Origin of the sequence: Citrobacter sp. Cf116, assembly GCF_030336505.1 — a bacterium.
Lineage (GTDB): Bacteria > Pseudomonadota > Gammaproteobacteria > Enterobacterales > Enterobacteriaceae > Citrobacter > Citrobacter freundii.
In genome coordinates this window covers 70,000-90,589 of the sequence record NZ_JAOWEQ010000001.1, presented here as the reverse complement: position 1 = coordinate 90,589, position 20,590 = coordinate 70,000, and the positions used below count along the sequence as shown (strand labels likewise).

The following is a 20,590-nucleotide window of genomic DNA, read 5'->3' as shown; positions in this document are numbered from 1 at the left end:
CTGTCCGGAACAGATTTGAACGTTACTTGTAACGGCCCCGCTGGGGCGAGGCCCAGGGATGGGTCGAGTAACGAGTGCGGCCAACGCACCTGCGGCGTGAAAAACGAAGGGGGCCTCTGGAGAACTCTGTGATGAATGACCAAATTTATCAGCGGATAGAAGACAGTGCGCGTTTCAGGGAGTTAGTAGAAAAACGGCAACGGTTTGCCACCATTCTGTCCATCATCATGCTGGCAGTTTATATCAGCTTTATTTTACTGATTGCCTTTGCGCCTGGCTGGCTGGGTACGCCGCTCCACGCGGGAACCAGCGTCACCCGGGGTATTCCGATTGGGGTCGGTGTGATCCTTATCTCCTTCATTCTGACCGGGATTTATATCTGGCGGGCAAACGGTGAATTTGATCGCCTGAACAATGCGGTTTTGCACGAGGTTAAAGCATCATGAAGAGAGTCCTGACGGCGCTTGCCGCCACGCTGCCCTTCGCCGCAAACGCGGCGGATGCTATTAGCGGTGCAGTTCAACGCCAGCCAACCAACTGGCAGGCGATTGTTATGTTCCTGATTTTCGTCATCTTTACGCTCGGCATTACCTACTGGGCGTCTAAGCGCGTACGTTCGCGTAATGACTACTACACCGCCGGCGGTAACATCACCGGTTTCCAGAACGGGCTGGCGATTGCGGGCGACTATATGTCGGCGGCATCGTTCCTTGGAATTTCCGCGCTGGTATTTACCTCCGGTTATGACGGGCTGATTTACTCACTCGGCTTCCTGGTCGGCTGGCCAATTATCCTGTTCCTGATTGCTGAGCGTTTGCGTAACCTCGGTCGTTACACCTTTGCTGACGTTGCTTCTTATCGTCTGAAACAGGGTCCAATCCGTATTCTGTCGGCCTGTGGTTCCCTGGTGGTGGTCGCGCTGTATCTGATCGCCCAGATGGTCGGCGCAGGTAAACTGATTGAGCTGCTGTTTGGTCTGAACTATCACATCGCCGTCGTACTGGTTGGCGTACTGATGATGATGTACGTTCTGTTTGGCGGCATGCTGGCAACCACCTGGGTACAGATCATTAAAGCTGTTCTGCTGCTGTTCGGCGCCAGCTTTATGGCCTTCATGGTAATGAAGCACGTCGGCTTCAGCTTCAACAACCTGTTCACCGAAGCGATGGCAGTACACCCGAAAGGCTCCGCGATTATGAGCCCGGGCGGTCTGGTAAAAGATCCGATATCCGCCCTGTCGTTAGGTCTTGGATTGATGTTCGGTACAGCAGGTTTGCCGCATATTCTGATGCGTTTCTTCACGGTCAGCGATGCCCGCGAAGCGCGTAAGAGCGTATTCTATGCCACCGGTTTTATGGGTTATTTCTACATCCTGACCTTTATCATCGGCTTTGGCGCGATCATGCTGGTAGGCGCTAATCCAGAGTACAAAGATGCTGCAGGCGCACTGATCGGTGGTAACAACATGGCGGCGGTTCACCTGGCGAATGCGGTGGGCGGTAACCTGTTCCTCGGCTTCATCTCTGCAGTGGCGTTTGCCACCATCCTGGCGGTGGTTGCCGGGCTGACGCTGGCGGGCGCTTCGGCAGTTTCTCACGACCTGTACGCCAACGTATTCCGCAAAGGCGCAACCGAACGTGAAGAGCTGAAGGTGTCAAAAATCACCGTACTGGTACTGGGTGTGATAGCCATCCTGCTCGGCGTGCTGTTTGAGAACCAGAACATCGCCTTCATGGTGGGTCTGGCGTTCGCCATCGCGGCCAGCTGCAACTTCCCGATCATCCTGCTTTCCATGTACTGGTCGCGTCTGACCACCCGTGGCGCAATGCTGGGTGGCTGGTTAGGTCTGTTAACAGCGGTAGTATTGATGATTCTCGGCCCAACCATTTGGGTCCAGATCCTCGGTCACGAAAAAGCCATTTTCCCGTATGAATATCCAGCGCTGTTCTCCATCAGCATAGCGTTCCTCGGGATCTGGTTCTTCTCTGCTACCGACAACTCAGAAGAAGGCAACCGCGAACGCGAGCAGTTCCGTGCTCAGTTCATCCGCTCCCAGACCGGGTACGGCGTAGAACAAGGTCGCGCGCACTAACATCCCTTCTCCTCCGGCTTTCGGGCCGGAGGATTACATCCTTTCTTAGAACATCAGCCTCGCGACCAACGGCGCAACCAATACCATCACCACACCGGAAAGCATCATTACCAGACTGGCAACCACGCCCTCTTGCTGACCAAGCTCATAAGAGCGCGCCGTGCCTGCCCCGTGCGATGCTGCGCCAAATCCTGCGCCTTTCGCCATTCCTTCACGAATGGAAAGGCGTAAAAACAGCACATCGCCGACCGCCATGCCGAATACGCCGGTCACCACCACGAACAAGGCCACCAGGTCCGGCTGCCCGCCCAATGGCTCTGCCGCTGCCAGCGCAAATGGCGTGGTGACGGAACGCACCGCCAGACTGCGTTGGATCTCATCAGGCAACATAAACAGACGCGCCAGCCACACGGAACTGGTGACGGCCACCAGCGTTGCCGTTATCACGCCCGCCGTCAGCGACATCCAGTGACGCTTAATCACCGCAAGGTTGTCATACACCGGAACGGCAAAGGCGATGGTCGCCGGTCCTAACAACCACAGCAACCAGTGCGATTCACCAATATAGTTTTGCCAGGAGATATGGCCGAAGACTAGCATCAGCACCAGCAGGGCCGGGGTGAGAACTAATGGCATCAGCGGTAATTTACGAAAACGGCGATACAAACGCTTATTAGCAAAGTAGATACCCAGCGTAATCACCAGACACAACATGCTTAGCTGGAAATTACTCACGGTTTAGCCTGCTCATTTCATAGCGATACACTTTATCCACCACCCACGCCGTTGCGCCGAGCACCATCAGCGTACTGATCGCAATGACGGCAAATATACGCCAGCCATCAACCAGCAACAGCTGCGTGTAGTTCACAACGGCGACCACCGCCGGGACAAAAAACAGCAGCATTTCAGCCAGTAACCAGCGAGCACCTGCGCGAATCCAGTTCAGCGGGATAACCCGGCAGACAATTAACGCCAGCATCAGCACCATCCCTACCAGGTTGGCAGGAAGCGGCAGATGCAGCCAGGAGACAAGATATTGAGCTAATACAAAGAGACCTGCGTACAACAGAACCTGAACGGGGATCTGGAGTCGATGAATAACAGCAGGCGTCACGCGGCTTATCGCCACAGCCATGAGGGTATGTCCTTAAAAAATAGAGAGCGCCAGTATAGAGAGCCCTCGTCCAGGACTGAAATGAATTAAACTCATTGCAGGCATAGTCTTAAGGAATAATCATGGATATCAGAACGCTGCGATATTTTGTTGAGGTGGTTCGTCAGCAGAGCTTTACTCGCGCAGCGGAGAAGCTTTTTGTCACCCAGCCCACCATCAGCAAGATGTTGAAGAACCTTGAAGACGAGCTTAATTGCACGTTGCTCATCCGCGACGGGCGGCGGTTGTTGTTAACCGACACCGGGCAGGTCGTTTTCGAACGCGGTCTGGCGATCCTCGCTGAGTTTCGCCAGCTTGAAGCTGAACTTAGCGACATTAATCACCTCAACAGGGGTGTGCTGCGCCTCGGTATCCCGCCGATGGTCGGTATGTTGATGGCCGGGCCTATCAGCCTGTTTCGCCAGCGCTATCCCGGCGTTGAGCTGAAGGTCTCTGAATTTGGCGGCTTAACCGTCCAGCAGGCGGTGATGAACGGCGATCTGGATGTCGCGATGACCGCGCTGCCGGTTGAAGAAGAGAGTGGTCTGGCGACCCTACCGCTTTTCAGTCATCCGCTCTGCGTGCTGGTCCCCCGCTCCGGTCAGTGGACAACATGCGAATCCATTTCCCCCGAGGCACTGGCGGAACATCCGCTACTGATCTACAACGAAGATTTCGCGTTGAGCCGCCAATTGCTTGAGCTGTTTAGCCAACACAACGTCAAGCCCCGCATCGCGGTGCGCAGCGGGCAGTGGGATTTTCTGGCTGCGATGGTACAAGCCGGAGTCGGGATTGCCATTTTACCGGAGCCGATTTGCCAGCGCCTGGATAAGCAAACGTTGCGCTGGATCCCTCTGGAGAGTGATTTACGCTGGCAATTGGGCATGATTTGGCGCGAAGGCGTGTATCTGTCGCACAGCGCCCAGGCGTGGCTCAAATGCTGTGAAGGGTTTTGGCTACCGCAAGCGTCGTAAAATGCCGGATGCAGCGCAAACGCCTTATCCGGCCTACATCGGTTTTGTAGGCCTGATAAGCGTAGCGCATCAGGCACTCTCGTTTATTGGTTCTCGATCAACAGCGCTTCCAGCAAGTCCAGATCGTGCAGCAGCTTTTGCAGCGTTTCATTGCTGATTTCCCGCGTCGCGCGCAGGTGATAAAGCTCTGCGCGTTCTGAACGCAACGCTGCCAGGCGGAAACGTCGCTCGAGGTTTTCTTCCTGCATCGAGCTTTCCACATCGTTGCGTCCGTCGGCGCGACGACGCAGGTTACCAATCACGCGGGAACTCACCTCGGTGAGTAACTGGTTATCGATGTTCTCTTCGGTGTCCGCGGCCAGTCGCTCCTCCATTTTCTGGATCGCGACAATCGCCACTTCTGCCGTAGCAGCGCGAGCAATACGTTCCTCTTTCTGCTGCTGCGAGTGGTCTGCCACTTCCAGATGTTGTAGCAGAATCGGCAACATCACCACGCCAACAAACAGCGAGAACAGAATCACGCCTGCGGCAAGGAAGATCAGCTCATATCGCGCCGGGAATCCGCTACCATCCGGTAACAACAGTGGAATGGAGAGCACACCGGCGAGGGTAATTGCTCCGCGTACACCGGCAAAGGAGGCGATCAGGATTTCACGCGTTGTCCAGGAGCCGAATTCCATTGGTTTTTTCTTCAGGAAGCGCAGACTGAATTTTTTCATCGTCCACAGCCAGCCAAAACGTACCAGCATCAGCGCCACGTAAATCAGCACGATATCGGTAAACAGCATCCAGATTTCAACGTTCGGATCGACCTCTGCCGCCGCTAAGGAAGACTCCAGAATCCCCGGTAACTGTAGCCCTAACAATAAGAAGACCATGCCGTTAAACACAAACTCCAGCATTGCCCAGGTACTGTTAGCACGTAAACGCATCGCCAGCGGTGCGCGGCGCATCACCCCGGAACGGGTGATCGTCATCCCGGCAGCGACCGCCGCGAGAATACCGGAAACGCCGATGTGTTCCGCAATCAGGTAAGACGCAAACGGCAGCAGGAACAGCAGGACGATTTGCGTTGCCGGCTCGTCACCGCCCCAGCGGCTGAGGAAGCGCAGGGAGCGCCCGTACAGCCAACTGACGACAAAACCAGCCAGGATGCCGCCAATCGCCACTTTGAAGAACTCAAGCGTTGCGCCACCAACGGTGAATACCATCGTCCCCATCGCCACGGCGACGGCAAACTTCAGAGAGACCAGACCGGAGGCGTCGTTCATCAACGCTTCGCCCTGCAGGATGCCCATGATTTTCTTCGGTATGCGCCCCTCCCCCACAATGCCGGAAAGAGCAACAGCATCGGTTGGTGAAAGGACGGCGGCCAGCGCAAAGGCTGGGATAAGCGGTATCCCCGGCACCAGCCAGTAAATCATAAATCCAATGCCGACCACCGTGACCAGCACCAGCGCCAGCGCAAGGCCGAAGATCTCTCGCCCATGCTCGAGAAACTCACGCGTTGGCGTCTTCCAGCCATCGGCAAAGAGCAGCGGCGGGATGAACAGCACCAAAAACAGCTCAGGATCGAATTCCACATGCAAACCAAACGTCGGCCACGCCAGCAAGGCGCCGATGGCGATCTGCATTAGGGGTAAAGGGAGTTGGAAGGGCAATACGCGAGTAAATACCCCCGACAGCGAGACCACAAGGGTCATGATGAGTATGGTGAAAAAGATTTCCATGCGTTCCCTGTTTGCGATGTTTCTTATGATTGGTGATGAGAGGCGTCGTGCCTCAATTCTATCTAATTGAGAGTAACGCAAAAGACAACGAGTGTGTTCTGAAAATAAAAACGGGCGGCCAAAGCCACCCGTTTTGAGGATCTTTATCGAATAAAAATCAGATAGCCCAGCCGCCCGCGTAGAAGGCCACCAGCGCGATAGCGATAACCACCGTGCCGATGTTCAGCTTGCGCCATTCACCAGAGACAAGACGGCCAATCACCAGGGTAGCAAAGCCAATCATAATGCCGGTAACGATGTTACAGGTCAGCACGATAAATACGGCCGTTACCAGACCCGCCATTGCGTCGACAAAGTCAGCAAAGTCGATTTTCGCAACGTTGCTCAGCATCAACAGGCCCACATACATCAGTGCAGGCGCCGTTGCGTATACCGGTACAAGATAAGAGAGCGGGGAGAGGAACAGGATCAGCAGGAACAGGACGCCAACGGTGATCGCCGTCAGGCCAGTTTTACCGCCTGCCGCCGTACCCGCTGCGGATTCAATGTATACCGCCGCAGGAGCAGCGCCCACCAGACCAGAGAACACGCTGCTCAGGGAGTCGGTGGTCAGCGCTTTGCCGCCGTCGATAATCTGTCCGTCTTTATCCAGCAAATTCGCCTGACCGGCTACGGCACGGATGGTGCCGGTCGCATCGAAGACGGCGGTCATTACCAGCGCCAGCACGCTCGGCAGAACGATAGGATTCAGTGCGCCCATTATATCCAGGCTGCCGATCAGCGAGTTGCCGTTTTCGTCGCTCAGAGACGGCATGGCAAAAATACCGGAGAAATGCACGGCCGGGTCGAAAATCAGGCCAACAATGGAAATACCGATAATAGTCAGCAGGATGCCGCCCGGTACTTTCAGTTTTTCGAGGCCAATAATCACCGCCAGACCAACCAGCGACATAATCACCGGGAAGGTATCGAAGTCACCCAGCGCAACCGGCAGACCGTCCAGCGGATTCTTAATCACCAGACCAACGCCGTTTGCCGCAATCAGCAGCAGGAACAGGCCGATACCGATTCCCGTACCGTGCGCAACGCCCTGCGGCAGATTGCGCAGGATCCAGCTACGAATACCCGTCGCGGAAATGATGGTAAACAGGACGCCCATCAGGAACACCGCGCCCAGCGCAACGGGCACGCTGATATGTTGCCCCAATACCAGGCTGAATGCGGTAAACGCCGTCAGAGAAATGGCGCAACCAATCGCCAGCGGCAGATTTGCCCACAGGCCCATCACAATAGAACCGATGCCCGCGACCAGACAGGTTGCCACAAATACAGCGGCAGGCGGGAATCCGGCTTTACCCAGCATCCCTGGAACCACAATAACGGAGTAAACCATGGCGAGGAACGTCGTTAATCCGGCAACGACTTCCTGACGAACGGTACTGCCGCGAAGCGAAATTTTAAACCAGGCGTCGAGTGAACCGCCGGTACGCGCTGAAGGCGTAGACATAGAAAACATCCCCTGAGAGTTTATTTTTTCGTCATTATGCGTGCTGGACAATCCACTGCCTGCTAAACGTTTTCTCCATGTGCCAGGTTTGCGTCATTAGGGGTGTCGCAAAAAAGCAAACGTTTAGCTCCGCGCATAAAAAACGGGTGGTAAAAAAAAGCAAACGATTATCCAGCGATCATACGCCGGTTTTCAACTGAACTTTGCCGCTTTTTACTCATTTCTTCTTATAACGCACAATAAACAACCAGTCGATGCGCAAACGTTATCGTCAATGCGCAATCTGGTAACAAATTTCGCCAGATTGTCGCAACAATCGTTCTTATTTTTCGCGCAAACTCGCGCAAGAAAACCGGTGAAGATGCGGTAATTTTTTTGGCTAAAAAATCATCATTTGACTGGCAAATGGAGGGAGGTAGCTTACACTTACATTATCAACACAGGCCGGAACCTCCCCTAATGTGCTCGACTGAGGGGTGTTGATGTCGGGGGAAACCCTCCCGTGAACCAGCGGGATAGAGTGAAAGACGAAGACCGGAACCAAACTAAAGCGCCCTCTGTGGCGCTTTAGTTTTATACCCGTCATATTTCACGTTGCAGGTGTGTTGGCTGCGTTTACTCACCCGAATCACTTAGTTTACTAAGCTCATCGGGATTCGTGCTCTTGCCGCCTTCCCACAACGCGAATTATTTAGGGTATATATCAGTCATATATTTAAACCAATCAATCATCTTCCAGCAGACGCGCCCCGGTTCCTTGCTCGCCCAGCTGATCGCCTGGGTTACGCAACGGGCAATCGCTGCGCGACAAGCAGCCGCAACCAATACATCCATCCAGCTCATCGCGTAGCGACACCAAAGTATGAATGCGTCGGTCCAGCTCTTCACGCCATTGCGAAGAGAGCTGTTTCCACTCTTTAGCGCTAAGTGAATGTCCTTCAGGTAATACGCCCAGCGCGTCGCCAATCGTTGCCAGCGGGATCCCAATACGTTGAGCAATCTTGATAATCGCCACGTAACGCAACACATCACGTTTGTAGCGACGCTGATTACCGCTGTTGCGCATGCTGCTGATTAACCCTTTGCTTTCATAGAAATGCAGGGTCGAAACTGCCACGCCGCTACGCTTTGCAACTTCACCTGGCGTGAGCAGCGCTTTTATTCGGGGTAATTTCTTTTCCATAAATCGCTTTACCTCAAGTTAACTTGAGGAATTATACTCGCCCACAGACAAAACGACGAATCGAATACTGAGAAAGAGGCAGCCCTATGTCCCATCAGCAGATTATTCAGACCCTTATTGAATGGATTGATGAACATATCGATCAGCCGCTGAACATTGAGGCGGTTGCGAAAAAATCAGGTTACTCGAAGTGGTATTTACAGAGAATGTTCCGCACGGTGACGCGCCAGACGCTGGGTGACTACATCCGCCAGCGACGACTTCTGCTGGCGGCGGTTGAACTGAGGACGACTGAGCGACCTATTTTCGATATCGCGATGGATCTTGGTTATGTATCGCAACAAACCTTCTCGCGCGTGTTTCGCCGCGAGTTTGATCGTACCCCCAGCGATTACCGCCACCGCCTGTAAGCTTATTGCCCGCTCTGCGTCAGTATGGCGGGCGACCGTTGTATCCAGTGCATGAACTCCTGCGACGGCAGCGCCTTCGCAAAATACCAGCCCTGACAATACTGTACGCCACGTTCAAGCAGCCATTCGATTTGTTCCTTCGTTTCCACCCCTTCCGCAATCGTCTTCAGGTGTAAGCTTTGCGCCATCTCAATAATATGTTCGGCAATCAAGTGACTGGTGCTGTTAGTGGACAACGTGCTAATAAACGATTTGTCGATCTTCAGGATATCGACATTCAGCGCTGATAAATTATGCAGATTGGAATATCCCGTGCCAAAATCATCAAACGCCACTTCATAACCCGCCTTGCGGAACGCCTGGATTACTGGGGTCATTTTATGTACATCTATGAACCCCCGCTCCGTCACTTCGACTTTAATTTGCTGGGCCGCCACGGAGTACTCACGATTTTTGTCGTTAATCAGAGCAATCAATCGGGATGAATGAAAGTCAGAAGCGGAAAGGTTAATCGAGATATAAAGCTGAGGATGCGCCGAAAGAAAATACCCCAAATCGTTGAATACCTCTTCAACGACATAATCCGTGATCCGCTCAATCATTCCCTCTTTTTCAGCCAACGGAATAAACTCCGTCGGGCTCATCACCTCACCTTTACAACCCGGCCAGCGCAGCAGAGCTTCAGCACCAACACATTGTCCATTCTTAATATCAATGATCGGCTGGTAATGCAGGCAAAGCTGACGTTTTTTGATCGCGCGTTTTAGTAAGCGCCGGGGAGATAAGTATTCCTGGCGCGTGCGCCACCACATTAGCAGTATCAGGATGCTGCAGATAATCCCGAAGGGAATGGTTAACGCCGCCTCGTGATAGAAAATCTGACTTACGCGGTTGTGTGAGGTCGACACAATGATCGCAATTGGGCGTTTTTCTGAATGCACGATGGTGTAAAAGCGATCGTCTTGTTGAAAGGTCGAGGCTTCACCGCGTACGAGAGGCGCGAATTGCGCAATATTTGCCGCTTCGCTGGCAGAGAAAAACGTATCTGTTACTGTGTCATATACGCCCCAGGACAGATCCGGATCATCTGACATGACTTCGCTGTAGGATAATGGATTTATGACTGCGACGTAGTTCCCACGTTGCATGTACGTCATTCTGTAGCCAGCGAAAAAAGGGGTATCGCGGTAGTAATAGATGGCGATATCCGGCGTACGTTTATAGTCGGCTGTCGGCATAATATAAGTAACAGTCGGCGCCATAGACGTAGAGCACAAAAAATGATCGCCCTGCGCATAAATTAGCTCACTGATATATAAACGACCGCGAATAATATTCAGCATACTTTTCTGATGTGCCGGGGTACACATCTTACCCTGATACAACTGGGCCATATCACGCGCCAAATCGGCTTGTAGGATTACCAATTCTGTTTTATTTAACACCAGTTGAGCAAAAGAGCGGAGTTGGTTATGGGTTTCGGTCATCGCCCGGATATGTGCAAACCAAATCGCCAGCACCACGGGGAACAATACCACCATGAATGTTCCCAGGAACTTCAGCATCTTGCGTCGCGCACTGTGATTCATGTCAGCCCTATTTCCCTGTTTCGTATATGCCAGAACCCATCAAGGCAGGATGCTATAAACACCGACTGATTAAGTTGCATGAATCTATCAGTATTAGCAACAGACTTCTCTATGTAAAAGTCTGATAATAGTTGATGATGATATTATTTTTCCGTAAGGCAAACTTAAAGTTATGCTTATTTCATAACGTTATTATCCCCACGGAGTAATTTTTTATGAGCATTATCCTGGCTGCGTTTAAGAAATTCATTAAAGTTTTTTAACGTTTAATTTAGGATAAATATAACAAGCAGACTAAATACATGTTTAAAACATGGTTATTTATTATCAACCCTTCATTAAATTAAACCACACAATCAGAGTGGCTTTAGGCCTACAAAAATAGCGTCCAATAGTGGTGAACAAACGAGCACTTGTGATATAGTTCACAAAAATCATGTAACAGAAACAATGTTTCATTCATGTTATTGCCCGTCGATAGCCAGAGTACTACACCCTCGGTGAACACCCCCGCGCTGTCCTGGGCATCCAGACTTTCTGAGGACGTTTTTCATGGCAACAATAACAACTGGCGTGGTTCTTCTGCGGTGGCAACTACTCAGCGCGGTACTGATGTTTTTAGCCAGTACGCTCAATATCCGTTTTCGTAAATCAGATTATATTGGCCTGGCCGTCATTAGCAGCGGTTTGGGGCTGGTGTTTGCCTGCTGGTTTGCGACTGGATTGCTCGGCATAACCCTGGTGGATATGTCCACTATCTGGCAGAACATTGAAACCGTGATGGTTGATGTGATGAGCCACACACCGCCAGACTGGCCGATGGTGTTGAACTGATAACAAAATTTCATATGGCTACCCCGGTCTTGAGGTAGCCATAATTTTCAGCGAAAAGCAGAAGGATTAGAACGGAATATCGTCGTCGAAATCCATCGGCGGTTCGTTAGACGGCGCTGCCGGAGCGGACTGCTGCGGACGAGACTGCGCACCGCCGCTGAACTGATTGCCGCCCTGCGGCTGCTGAGGCTGACCCCAACCACCCTGCTGCTGGCCACCACCTGCCGGAGCACCACCGCCCTGACGACCGCCCAGCATTTGCATGGTGCCGCCAACGTTAACAACAACTTCAGTGGTGTACTTTTCTACGCCGGACTGATCGGTCCATTTGCGGGTACGCAGCTGACCTTCGATATAGACCTGGGAACCTTTACGCAGATATTCACTGGCCACTTCCGCCAGTTTGCCAAACAGCACAACGCGGTGCCATTCAGTCTGCTCTTTCATTTCACCGGTCGCTTTATCACGCCAGGATTCGGAAGTAGCCAGCGTAATGTTGGCAACTGCGCCACCATTCGGCATATAGCGTACTTCCGGGTCCTGGCCCAGATTACCGACGAGAATCACCTTGTTTACGCCTCTGCTGGCCATGATCGTGTCTCCTGAAAAACGTTACTGAATAAGTGTAAGCGCGGGATTGTAGCATTTCCAATAGCGCTTTTACTACGTTGCGAAGTTGATTCCAGTAAACAACCCCCGCCAGACATTGTTGCACAGGAACATGCGTGTTGCATTCCAATACTGTATATCCATTCAGGTCAGGTTGTGTCATAATTAACCGTTTGTGATCGCCGGTAGCACCATGCAGCCAGGCAAAAAAGCGTTTAATCCGGGAAAGATGAATGGATAAGATCGAAGTTCGGGGCGCCCGCACCCATAATCTCAAAAACATCAACCTCGTCATCCCGCGCGACAAGCTGATTGTCGTCACCGGGCTTTCGGGCTCAGGCAAATCTTCGCTCGCTTTCGACACCTTATATGCCGAAGGGCAGCGTCGTTACGTTGAATCCCTTTCCGCGTACGCGCGTCAATTTCTGTCGCTGATGGAAAAACCGGATGTCGACCACATTGAGGGGCTCTCTCCTGCCATCTCAATTGAACAAAAATCGACGTCCCATAACCCGCGATCCACGGTAGGTACAATTACCGAAATTCACGACTATCTGCGTCTGCTGTTTGCCCGCGTTGGCGAGCCGCGCTGTCCGGATCACGACGTTCCCCTGGCAGCGCAGACCGTTAGCCAGATGGTGGACAACGTCCTGTCCCAGCCGGAAGGCAAACGTCTGATGCTGCTGGCACCGGTAATTAAGGAGCGTAAAGGCGAGCACACCAAAACGCTGGAAAACCTGGCGGGCCAGGGCTATATCCGCGCCCGTATCGACGGCGAAGTGTGTGACCTTTCCGATCCGCCCAAGCTTGAGCTGCAAAAGAAACACACTATTGAAGTGGTGATTGACCGCTTTAAAGTACGCGACGATCTCACTCAGAGACTGGCTGAATCCTTTGAAACCGCGCTGGAACTGTCCGGTGGTACGGCGGTGGTCGCCGATATGGACGACCCGAAAGCGGAAGAGCTTCTGTTCTCCGCTAACTTCGCCTGCCCTATCTGCGGCTATAGCATGCGCGAACTGGAACCTCGGCTGTTCTCGTTTAACAACCCAGCGGGCGCGTGTCCAACCTGTGACGGTCTCGGCGTGCAGCAGTATTTCGATCCTGACCGGGTAATTCAAAACCCGGAACTGTCGCTGGCCGGTGGTGCTATTCGTGGTTGGGATCGCCGTAACTTCTATTATTTCCAGATGCTTAAGTCTCTGGCTGAACACTATAAATTCGACGTTGAAGCCCCATGGGCCAGCCTGAGCCCTACCGTGCATAAAGTGGTGCTGTACGGTTCGGGTAAAGAAAATATCGAATTCAAATATATGAACGATCGCGGCGATACGTCCGTACGTCGTCACCCGTTTGAAGGTGTGCTGCACAATATGGAGCGCCGTTATAAAGAGACGGAATCCAGTGCGGTACGCGAAGAATTAGCCAAATTCATCAGTAACCGACCGTGCGCCAGCTGTGAAGGGACACGTTTACGTCGCGAGGCCCGCCACGTATTTGTTGAAAATACGCCGCTGCCTGCAATTTCTGACATGAGCATCGGTCATGCAATGGATTTCTTCAACAATCTGAAGCTTGCGGGTCAGCGGGCGAAGATTGCCGAGAAAATTCTTAAAGAGATTGGCGATCGTCTGAAGTTCCTGGTCAACGTCGGCCTCAACTATCTGACGCTATCGCGGTCGGCGGAAACGCTATCCGGCGGTGAGGCCCAGCGTATTCGTTTGGCAAGCCAGATCGGCGCGGGTCTGGTCGGTGTAATGTACGTGCTGGATGAACCGTCTATCGGTTTGCATCAGCGCGATAACGAGCGTCTGCTGGGTACGCTTATCCACCTGCGTAATCTGGGTAATACCGTCATTGTAGTCGAGCACGATGAAGATGCGATTCGCGCCGCTGACCACGTTATCGATATCGGCCCCGGCGCAGGTGTTCACGGCGGTCAGGTCGTCGCCGAAGGGACGCTCGACGACATCATGGCAGTGCCTGAGTCGCTGACCGGCCAGTACATGAGCGGTAAACGCAAGATTGAAGTGCCTAAACAGCGCGTTGCGGCTGACCCAGAGAAAGTGCTGAAGCTCACCGGCGCACGCGGCAACAACCTGAAAGATGTCACCCTGACGCTGCCGGTAGGTTTATTTACCTGCATTACCGGTGTTTCCGGTTCGGGTAAATCGACACTGATTAACGATACTCTGTTCCCTATTGCGCAGACGGCGCTGAACGGTGCGACGCTGGCTGAACCTGCGCCGTATCGCGACGTTCAGGGCCTGGAACATTTCGACAAAGTGATCGACATTGACCAAAGCCCGATTGGCCGTACGCCGCGTTCTAACCCGGCAACCTACACCGGCGTGTTTACGCCAGTGCGCGAACTGTTTGCCGGCGTGCCGGAGTCACGTGCACGCGGTTACACCCCGGGGCGTTTCAGCTTTAACGTCCGCGGCGGACGCTGTGAAGCCTGTCAGGGCGACGGCGTGATCAAAGTCGAAATGCACTTCCTGCCGGATATCTACGTGCCGTGCGATCAATGTAAAGGCAAGCGCTATAACCGCGAAACGCTGGAAATTAAGTACAAAGGCAAGACTATCCACGAAGTGTTGGATATGACGATTGAAGAAGCACGCGAGTTCTTCGATGCCGTTCCAGCGCTGGCGCGTAAGCTGCAAACACTAATGGACGTTGGCCTGACGTATATCCGACTGGGTCAGTCTGCTACCACACTCTCGGGCGGCGAGGCGCAGCGCGTGAAGCTGGCGCGCGAACTGTCAAAACGCGGTACCGGGCAAACGCTGTATATTCTCGATGAGCCGACCACCGGTCTGCATTTTGCGGATATTCAGCAACTGTTGGACGTACTGCATCAGCTCCGGGATCAGGGCAACACCATCGTGGTGATTGAGCACAATCTGGACGTGATTAAAACCGCTGACTGGATTGTCGATCTCGGTCCGGAAGGTGGCAGCGGAGGCGGCGAAATTCTTGTCTCCGGCACACCAGAAACGGTCGCTGAGTGTGAAGCCTCACACACGGCACGTTTCCTCAAACCACTGTTGTAACTACGCAACACTTATCAGGCCCACAGAACAGGCGTAAAGCTTGTAGGCCTGATAAGACGGTTGCGCCGCATCAGGCAACGGTTGTGCCTGATGGCGCTACGCTTATCAGGCCTACAAGACCGTTCAGGGCTGCGTCAGTATCCGCCGTTTATCAGCAGGCAGCGTGTTCACAGCCTGCTGATAAGAGGCGTCAACCAGATAATAAATCTGTGAATCCGGCAGCGAGCCGTCCAGATACACCGTACTCCAGTGCGCCTTATTGAGATGCCTGCTTGGCCGAACATCGCTATGCTGCTGGCGCAACAACTCTGCCAGTTCTGGGCTGGTTTTCAGAGACACCGCCGGGCGTTCTTCCACCTCTTTTACCATGGCAAAAAGCACATCTTCGACTTTGATTTGCGTGGCCTTCCAGTCACTGTGAACACTCTGTTCCGCGCCCATTTTTGCCATGCAGTATTGCAGCAACTCCGAATTCGTCATCTTTATTCCCCTTACCAGCATATTGCCTAATGAGAACATCATTTATTCAGTGTGCAGCAAGTCCGCAAAAGGTAAAAGCCAGCAATGTAAATTTGTTTAAAAAAACAGCAACCCGCGGCCAGTGTCGTCAATATTCCGAGTTGACGATCACCTCTTCACCAAACGCACCGGCCTGTGGCAGCGGCTTATAAGTGGAGTTAGAGGCGCGCAGAATGCGAATACCACGAATACCCACGTCGCGAGCGGCAGTGATGTCATTATCGGAGTCACCGTAAAACATGCGGATATTTTTATCCTGTAACCACTGCGTTTTGGTGTTCTGGCCCGGCTTATCGCCGGCAAAAATGACCGGATTCATATTGCCAGCCGGGATGTGAAAGTTATCAGACAACGTTTTCGACACCGTTTCAGTCTTCGTCTGGCTACGCCCGGTCACGAAAAAGATGCTGTCACCACGACGCACGTGCATATCAATTAGCTGGCGCGCGACTTCTTTTGGAATACTGAACTCGTCCCAGCCGTTATTCATTTTTTCCCAGAAGGCCGGATTCTTCAGGTAATCCTCACTGTCCGGAGAATACGTTTTTTTACCGCGCCAGAAACCTGGGCTGGAAAAGAGGACTGTGTCATCGATATCAAACCCGACCGCCATCGGCGGACGTCCGGTCAGGCTGTTTTCAATTTGTGCCACGGAGACCCAGTGAATGGGAGCCTGCTCAGCGAGCTTTGCAACATTGGTGCCTGGATTGAGCTGAGAGGGAGAAGAAACGAGTGCCTGGGCTGGCTGATTTAGCGTGAACAATAAACAAACGGCACTCAGTGCCAACGTAAACTTGCGCATATTTTTCCCTAAGTAGTCAGTTAGTTATCATTTTTTTATTAACAACTGGTCAAAAAACTATCTGACCTTACCCCTTAGGGGGAGGGAAAGGAAGGATTTTCTCTGGTTTTGCCCTGGAAAAGGAGCACGATCACACAGGAAAGCGTGCCTGATGGCACGACGCTTATCAGACCTACAAACGAAAATCCATATACCTTTGTAGGCCGGATAAGGCATTTACTCCGCCATCCGGCAACATACAAAGCCGGTTACATGACGGCGGCAAATGCCTTTGCCACGCGCTGCACGTTACCGTGATTCAACCCAGCTACGCACATGCGACCGCTGGCGATCAGGTACACACCGAACTCATCGCGCAGGCGATCAACCTGGGCTGCGCTAAGCCCGGTATAGCTGAACATACCGCGCTGTTGCAGCAGGTAGTCAAAGTTACGGCCCGGGATCTCTGCATTCAATACGTTAACCAGCTCCTGACGCATCGCCAGAATGCGGGTACGCATCTCTTCGACTTCCGCCAGCCAGCTGGCTTTCAGCGCGTCATCACCCAGTACCGAGGCAACTACCTGCGCACCAAAGTTTGGCGGGCTGGAGTAGTTACGACGCACCGTCGCTTTTAGCTGCCCCAGAACGCGGCTGGCGGTATCAGCATCTTCACATACTACAGACAGTCCGCCGACACGCTCGCCGTACAAGGAGAAAATCTTCGAGAATGAGTTACTGACCAGAGCGGGCAATCCGGCGCTGGCAATGGCGCGAATCGCATAGGCGTCGTCTTCTATTCCACCACCGAAGCCCTGGTAAGCAATGTCCAGGAACGGAATCAAATCGCGTGCTTTCAGGATCTCAATAACGCTATCCCACTGCGCAGGAGTTAAATCCGCGCCCGTCGGGTTATGGCAGCACGGATGCAGCAGCACGATGCTGCGCGCCGGTAAAGTATTCAGCGTTGCCAGCAGGTCGTTGAAACGCACGCCGTTAGTCGTGTCGTCATACCATGGGTAAGTGCTTACTTCGAATCCTGCCCCCTCAAAAATCGCGATATGGTTTTCCCAGGTCGGATCGCTGACCCATACGCCAGAATCAGGGAAATAGCGTTTCAGGAAGTCTGCGCCAACCTTTAACGCACCGGAGCCGCCAAGCGTTTGAATGGTTGCAACGCGTTGTTGCTGGAAAACCGGATGTTCTTCGCCAAACAGCAGCGCGGCAATAGTATGGCGATACGTGTTCAGACCTTCTATCGGCAGATACAACGAAGCATCATGCGGTTTGGCATTAAGTCGAGCTTCCGCTTCCGCCACCGCTTTAAGCTGAGGAATAATTCCGTCTTCGTTGTAATACAGGCCGATGCTGAGGTTCACTTTGTCGCTACGTGAATCTTCTTTGAAGCGCTCCATGAGCGATAAAATCGGGTCGCCGGCGTAGGCGTCAACTTTTTGAAACACGTGTGGTTCTCCAGGTTTACAGGCAAGGGTTAAGAACACAATAAACCGGAAGCGGGAGAAGATCGAGAGGATGTTGAGGGTAATATCACCGGAAGGCGGCGTAACCGCCTGTCCAGCGCATCATTCTGCTAATCGATATACTTCATCGCCACCCTTGAGGTCAGGCGTGTAATAAGTTCGTAAGCACTTACTTTCGTCATTTCAGCAATGCGTTCAACGGGCAGTCCCTCCCCCCACAGAATCACCGAATCGCCGGCTTTATCCTGCGCTTCGGGGCCTAAATCGACGCAGATCATATCCATCGCAACGCGACCGACGATCGGCACTTCACGGCCATTGACCAGTACCGGCGTCCCAGACGGCGCCGCGCGCGGATAACCATCACCATAGCCCATTGCCACCACGCCCAGACGCGTGTCGCGCTCGCTCTGCCAGGTTCCACCATAGCCAACCGGTTCGCCCGTTTTGTGCTCACGCACCGCAATCAGGCTGGAGGTCAACGACATCACCGGCTGACAGCCAAAATCGGCGCCGATAGAGTGGTTTTCCAGTGGCGACACACCATACAGAATCAGTCCCGGACGCGCCCAGTCGAAGTGAGACTGTGGCCACAGCAGAATACCGCCCGATGCGGCAATCGAACGCTGCCCAGGTTTGCCCTCGCAAAAGCTGTTGAAGATATCGAGCTGTTTTTCGGTCGCGCCGCATTCAGGTTCGTCTGCGCGCGCAAAATGGCTGACGATATTGACCGGCTGGCGCACATTTTCACATTGAGTTAGGCGCTGATAAAACGCCTCGGCCTGCTCAGGGCGTACGCCCAGGCGGTGCATACCGGTGTCGAGCTTCATCCAGACGGTAACGGGTTCAACCAGATTAGCGGCTTCCAGGGCTTCGAGCTGCTCCTGGTTATGGACGGCTGTATGCAGACGCTGCGCGGAAATAGTCGGCAGATCGGAGGCATCAAAAAATCCCTCCAGCAGCAGGATGGGCTGCGTGATCCCTCCCGCTCGCAACCGCAGGGCTTCTTCAAGACGAGCGACACCAAAAGCGTCCGCATCAGGGAGCGTTCGCGCGGTCTCTAACAGACCATGGCCGTAGGCGTTCGCTTTCACGACCGCAACCAGTTTACTGGCAGGAGCCAGTTCACGCAGACGTTGCAGGTTGTGTCGCAGAGCGCGGCGGTTAATGACTACAGTTGCCGCTTGCATTTGTATTCCTTAGAAATTACTCATCATCATATTGAGGACCGGCATAGTTGTCGAAGCGGGACCACTGTCCGTTAAACGTCAGGCGCACCGTACCGATCGGACCGTTACGCTGCTTACCAATAATAATTTCGGCGATGCCTTTTAAGTCACTGTTTTCGTGATAAACCTCATCACGATAGATAAACATGATTAAGTCGGCATCCTGTTCGATGGAGCCGGATTCACGCAGATCCGAGTTAACCGGGCGCTTGTCGGCGCGTTGTTCCAGAGAGCGGTTAAGCTGCGACAGCGCCACCACCGGCACATGCAATTCTTTCGCTAACGCTTTCAGCGAGCGGGAGATTTCTGCAATTTCCAGCGTACGGTTGTCGGAGAGCGACGGCACGCGCATCAGCTGCAGGTAGTCGATCATGATAAGTCCGATACCGCCATGTTCACGGGCGATACGACGGGCACGCGAGCGCACTTCCGTTGGCGTCAGGCCGGAGGAGTCATCAATATAGATGTTTCGTTTCTCCAGCAAAATACCCATTGTTCCGGAAATTCGTGCCCAGTCTTCATCATCCAGTTGACCGGTACGGATTTTGGTTTGGTCTACGCGTGAGAGCGAGGCCAGGGAACGCATCATGATCTGTTCCGAGGGCATTTCAAGACTAAAGATAAGAACCGGCTTATCCTGCAACATCGCTGCATTTTCGACGAGGTTCATCGCAAATGTCGTTTTACCCATCGACGGACGCGCGGCAACGATAATTAAGTCTGACGGCTGCAAACCAGCCGTCTTTTTATTGAGGTCGTCATAACCGGTGTTCACCCCGGTGACACCGTCGTGCGGCTGCTGGAACAACTGCTCGATACGCGCGACGGTGGCGTCGAGCACATCAGTAATATTTTTCGGCCCTTCGTCTTTATTTGCGCGGCTTTCCGCGATTTTAAAGACACGGGATTCAGCAAGATCCAACAGATCTTCACTGGAACGGCCTTGCGGATCAAACCCGGCTTCCGCGATTTCGTTCGCAACCGAAATCATGTCACGAACAACGGCACGTTCGCGGACGATATCCGCATAAGCGCTAATATTCGCTGCACTTGGCGTATTTTTAGATAACTCAGCCAGGTAAGCAAAACCGCCGACGCTATCCAGTTGTCCCTGAACCTCCAGCGACTCTGCCAGTGTGATCAGATCGATGGGTTTCCCCATCTCCTGCAGGCGATGCATTTCCGTGAAGATATGCCGGTGCGGCCGGGTATAAAAATCTTCCGCCACCACACGCTCGGCGACATCGTCCCAGCGTTCGTTATCCAGCATTAAACCGCCCAACACCGACTGTTCCGCTTCAATCGAGTGCGGCGGTACTTTCAGCCCGGCGACCTGGGGATCGCGCTCACGAGCATCAGTCTGTTGTTTGTTGAAGGGTTTATTTCCTGCCATAGTGAATGGAGTTACCGAGATAATGATTGGGTCGAAAGATTACCACA

At 53.1% G+C, this 20,590-nt stretch carries 18 protein-coding genes; 6 read left to right on the top strand and 12 right to left on the bottom strand.

From position 1 onward, the window contains the following. The first annotated feature begins 131 nt into the window (after nucleotides 1–131). Both OGV74_RS00415 and actP read left to right on the top strand, forming a co-directional pair. A complete protein-coding gene (locus OGV74_RS00415) occupies nucleotides 132–446 on the top strand; it encodes a DUF485 domain-containing protein (protein WP_003031750.1) in 315 nt (104 codons plus the stop codon). After that, nucleotides 443–2,092 carry a cation/acetate symporter ActP gene (gene actP, locus OGV74_RS00410; RefSeq protein WP_003031747.1) on the top strand — a complete coding sequence of 550 codons (1,650 nt, stop codon included), beginning with the start codon at nucleotides 443–445 and terminating at the stop codon, nucleotides 2,090–2,092. Before OGV74_RS00415 ends, actP begins: the two co-directional genes overlap by 4 nt. Nucleotides 2,093–2,137: 45 nt before the next feature. Here actP and OGV74_RS00405 read toward each other — a convergent pair whose 3' ends face one another. Both OGV74_RS00405 and OGV74_RS00400 read right to left on the bottom strand, forming a co-directional pair. After that, nucleotides 2,138–2,827 (bottom strand): LrgB family protein, encoded by a 690-nt coding sequence (locus OGV74_RS00405; RefSeq protein WP_086504808.1) that lies wholly within the window; start codon nucleotides 2,825–2,827, stop codon nucleotides 2,138–2,140. Further along, nucleotides 2,820–3,230 (bottom strand): CidA/LrgA family protein, encoded by a 411-nt coding sequence (locus tag OGV74_RS00400; RefSeq protein ID WP_044715240.1) that lies wholly within the window; start codon nucleotides 3,228–3,230, stop codon nucleotides 2,820–2,822. Before OGV74_RS00400 ends, OGV74_RS00405 begins: the two co-directional genes overlap by 8 nt. Before the next feature lie 101 nt (nucleotides 3,231–3,331). Here OGV74_RS00400 and OGV74_RS00395 point away from each other — a divergent pair, with 101 nt between their 5' ends. Then, nucleotides 3,332–4,222: a LysR family transcriptional regulator gene (locus OGV74_RS00395; protein WP_003844732.1), complete on the top strand. Its 891-nt coding sequence runs from the start codon at nucleotides 3,332–3,334 to the stop codon at nucleotides 4,220–4,222. A gap of 83 nt (nucleotides 4,223–4,305) precedes the next feature. Here OGV74_RS00395 and OGV74_RS00390 read toward each other — a convergent pair whose 3' ends face one another. From OGV74_RS00390 to soxR, 3 genes are all read right to left on the bottom strand, one after another. Further along, the gene (locus OGV74_RS00390; protein WP_003031737.1) at nucleotides 4,306–5,952 is read right to left on the bottom strand and encodes a Na+/H+ antiporter; all 1,647 of its coding nucleotides are present in this window, start codon (nucleotides 5,950–5,952) and stop codon (nucleotides 4,306–4,308) included. Between the two features lie 157 nt (nucleotides 5,953–6,109). Beyond that, complete coding sequence (gene ghxP, locus OGV74_RS00385) at nucleotides 6,110–7,459, bottom strand: guanine/hypoxanthine transporter GhxP (protein ID WP_044715246.1); 1,350 nt, start codon at nucleotides 7,457–7,459, stop codon at nucleotides 6,110–6,112. Nucleotides 7,460–8,183: 724 nt separating this feature from the next. Next, a complete protein-coding gene (gene soxR / locus OGV74_RS00380) occupies nucleotides 8,184–8,642 on the bottom strand; it encodes a redox-sensitive transcriptional activator SoxR (RefSeq protein WP_003031733.1) in 459 nt (152 codons plus the stop codon). An 86-nt stretch (nucleotides 8,643–8,728) separates the two neighbouring features. Between soxR and soxS the strand changes: the two genes are divergently transcribed. Beyond that, nucleotides 8,729–9,052 carry a superoxide response transcriptional regulator SoxS gene (gene soxS / locus OGV74_RS00375; RefSeq protein ID WP_003031731.1) on the top strand — a complete coding sequence of 108 codons (324 nt, stop codon included), beginning with the start codon at nucleotides 8,729–8,731 and terminating at the stop codon, nucleotides 9,050–9,052. Between the two features lie 2 nt (nucleotides 9,053–9,054). Here soxS and pdeC read toward each other — a convergent pair whose 3' ends face one another. Beyond that, nucleotides 9,055–10,641, bottom strand: coding sequence for a cyclic di-3',5'-guanosine monophosphate phosphodiesterase PdeC (pdeC, locus tag OGV74_RS00370; protein WP_086504807.1), 1,587 nt, complete (start codon nucleotides 10,639–10,641; stop codon nucleotides 9,055–9,057). A gap of 552 nt (nucleotides 10,642–11,193) precedes the next feature. Between pdeC and OGV74_RS00365 the strand changes: the two genes are divergently transcribed. Next, nucleotides 11,194–11,475 (top strand): YjcB family protein, encoded by a 282-nt coding sequence (locus OGV74_RS00365; RefSeq protein ID WP_044715249.1) that lies wholly within the window; start codon nucleotides 11,194–11,196, stop codon nucleotides 11,473–11,475. 66 nt (nucleotides 11,476–11,541) lie between these two features. Here OGV74_RS00365 and ssb1 read toward each other — a convergent pair whose 3' ends face one another. Further along, nucleotides 11,542–12,066: a single-stranded DNA-binding protein SSB1 gene (gene ssb1 / locus OGV74_RS00360; RefSeq protein WP_003826621.1), complete on the bottom strand. Its 525-nt coding sequence runs from the start codon at nucleotides 12,064–12,066 to the stop codon at nucleotides 11,542–11,544. A gap of 251 nt (nucleotides 12,067–12,317) precedes the next feature. On the opposite strand from ssb1, the gene uvrA reads away from it, so the two are divergent. Continuing rightward, nucleotides 12,318–15,140: an excinuclease ABC subunit UvrA gene (gene uvrA, locus OGV74_RS00355; RefSeq protein WP_003031720.1), complete on the top strand. Its 2,823-nt coding sequence runs from the start codon at nucleotides 12,318–12,320 to the stop codon at nucleotides 15,138–15,140. Nucleotides 15,141–15,263: 123 nt separating this feature from the next. On the opposite strand, the gene OGV74_RS00350 is transcribed toward uvrA, so the two are convergent. The 5 genes from OGV74_RS00350 to dnaB all read right to left on the bottom strand — a co-directional run bounded on the left by OGV74_RS00350 (nucleotide 15,264) and on the right by dnaB (nucleotide 20,543). Further along, complete coding sequence (locus OGV74_RS00350) at nucleotides 15,264–15,620, bottom strand: MmcQ/YjbR family DNA-binding protein (RefSeq protein WP_003031719.1); 357 nt, start codon at nucleotides 15,618–15,620, stop codon at nucleotides 15,264–15,266. A 127-nt stretch (nucleotides 15,621–15,747) separates the two neighbouring features. Further along, nucleotides 15,748–16,461, bottom strand: a complete 714-nt coding sequence (gene aphA, locus OGV74_RS00345) for an acid phosphatase AphA (RefSeq protein ID WP_003826615.1) — start codon at nucleotides 16,459–16,461, stop codon at nucleotides 15,748–15,750. 248 nt (nucleotides 16,462–16,709) lie between these two features. Next, nucleotides 16,710–17,903, bottom strand: a complete 1,194-nt coding sequence (gene tyrB / locus OGV74_RS00340; RefSeq protein ID WP_071696322.1) for an aromatic amino acid transaminase — start codon at nucleotides 17,901–17,903, stop codon at nucleotides 16,710–16,712. 128 nt (nucleotides 17,904–18,031) lie between these two features. Then, nucleotides 18,032–19,111: an alanine racemase gene (gene alr, locus OGV74_RS00335; protein ID WP_071696323.1), complete on the bottom strand. Its 1,080-nt coding sequence runs from the start codon at nucleotides 19,109–19,111 to the stop codon at nucleotides 18,032–18,034. Between the two features lie 16 nt (nucleotides 19,112–19,127). Beyond that, the gene (gene dnaB / locus OGV74_RS00330; RefSeq protein ID WP_003826610.1) at nucleotides 19,128–20,543 is read right to left on the bottom strand and encodes a replicative DNA helicase; all 1,416 of its coding nucleotides are present in this window, start codon (nucleotides 20,541–20,543) and stop codon (nucleotides 19,128–19,130) included. Between the last annotated feature and the right edge of the window lie 47 nt (nucleotides 20,544–20,590).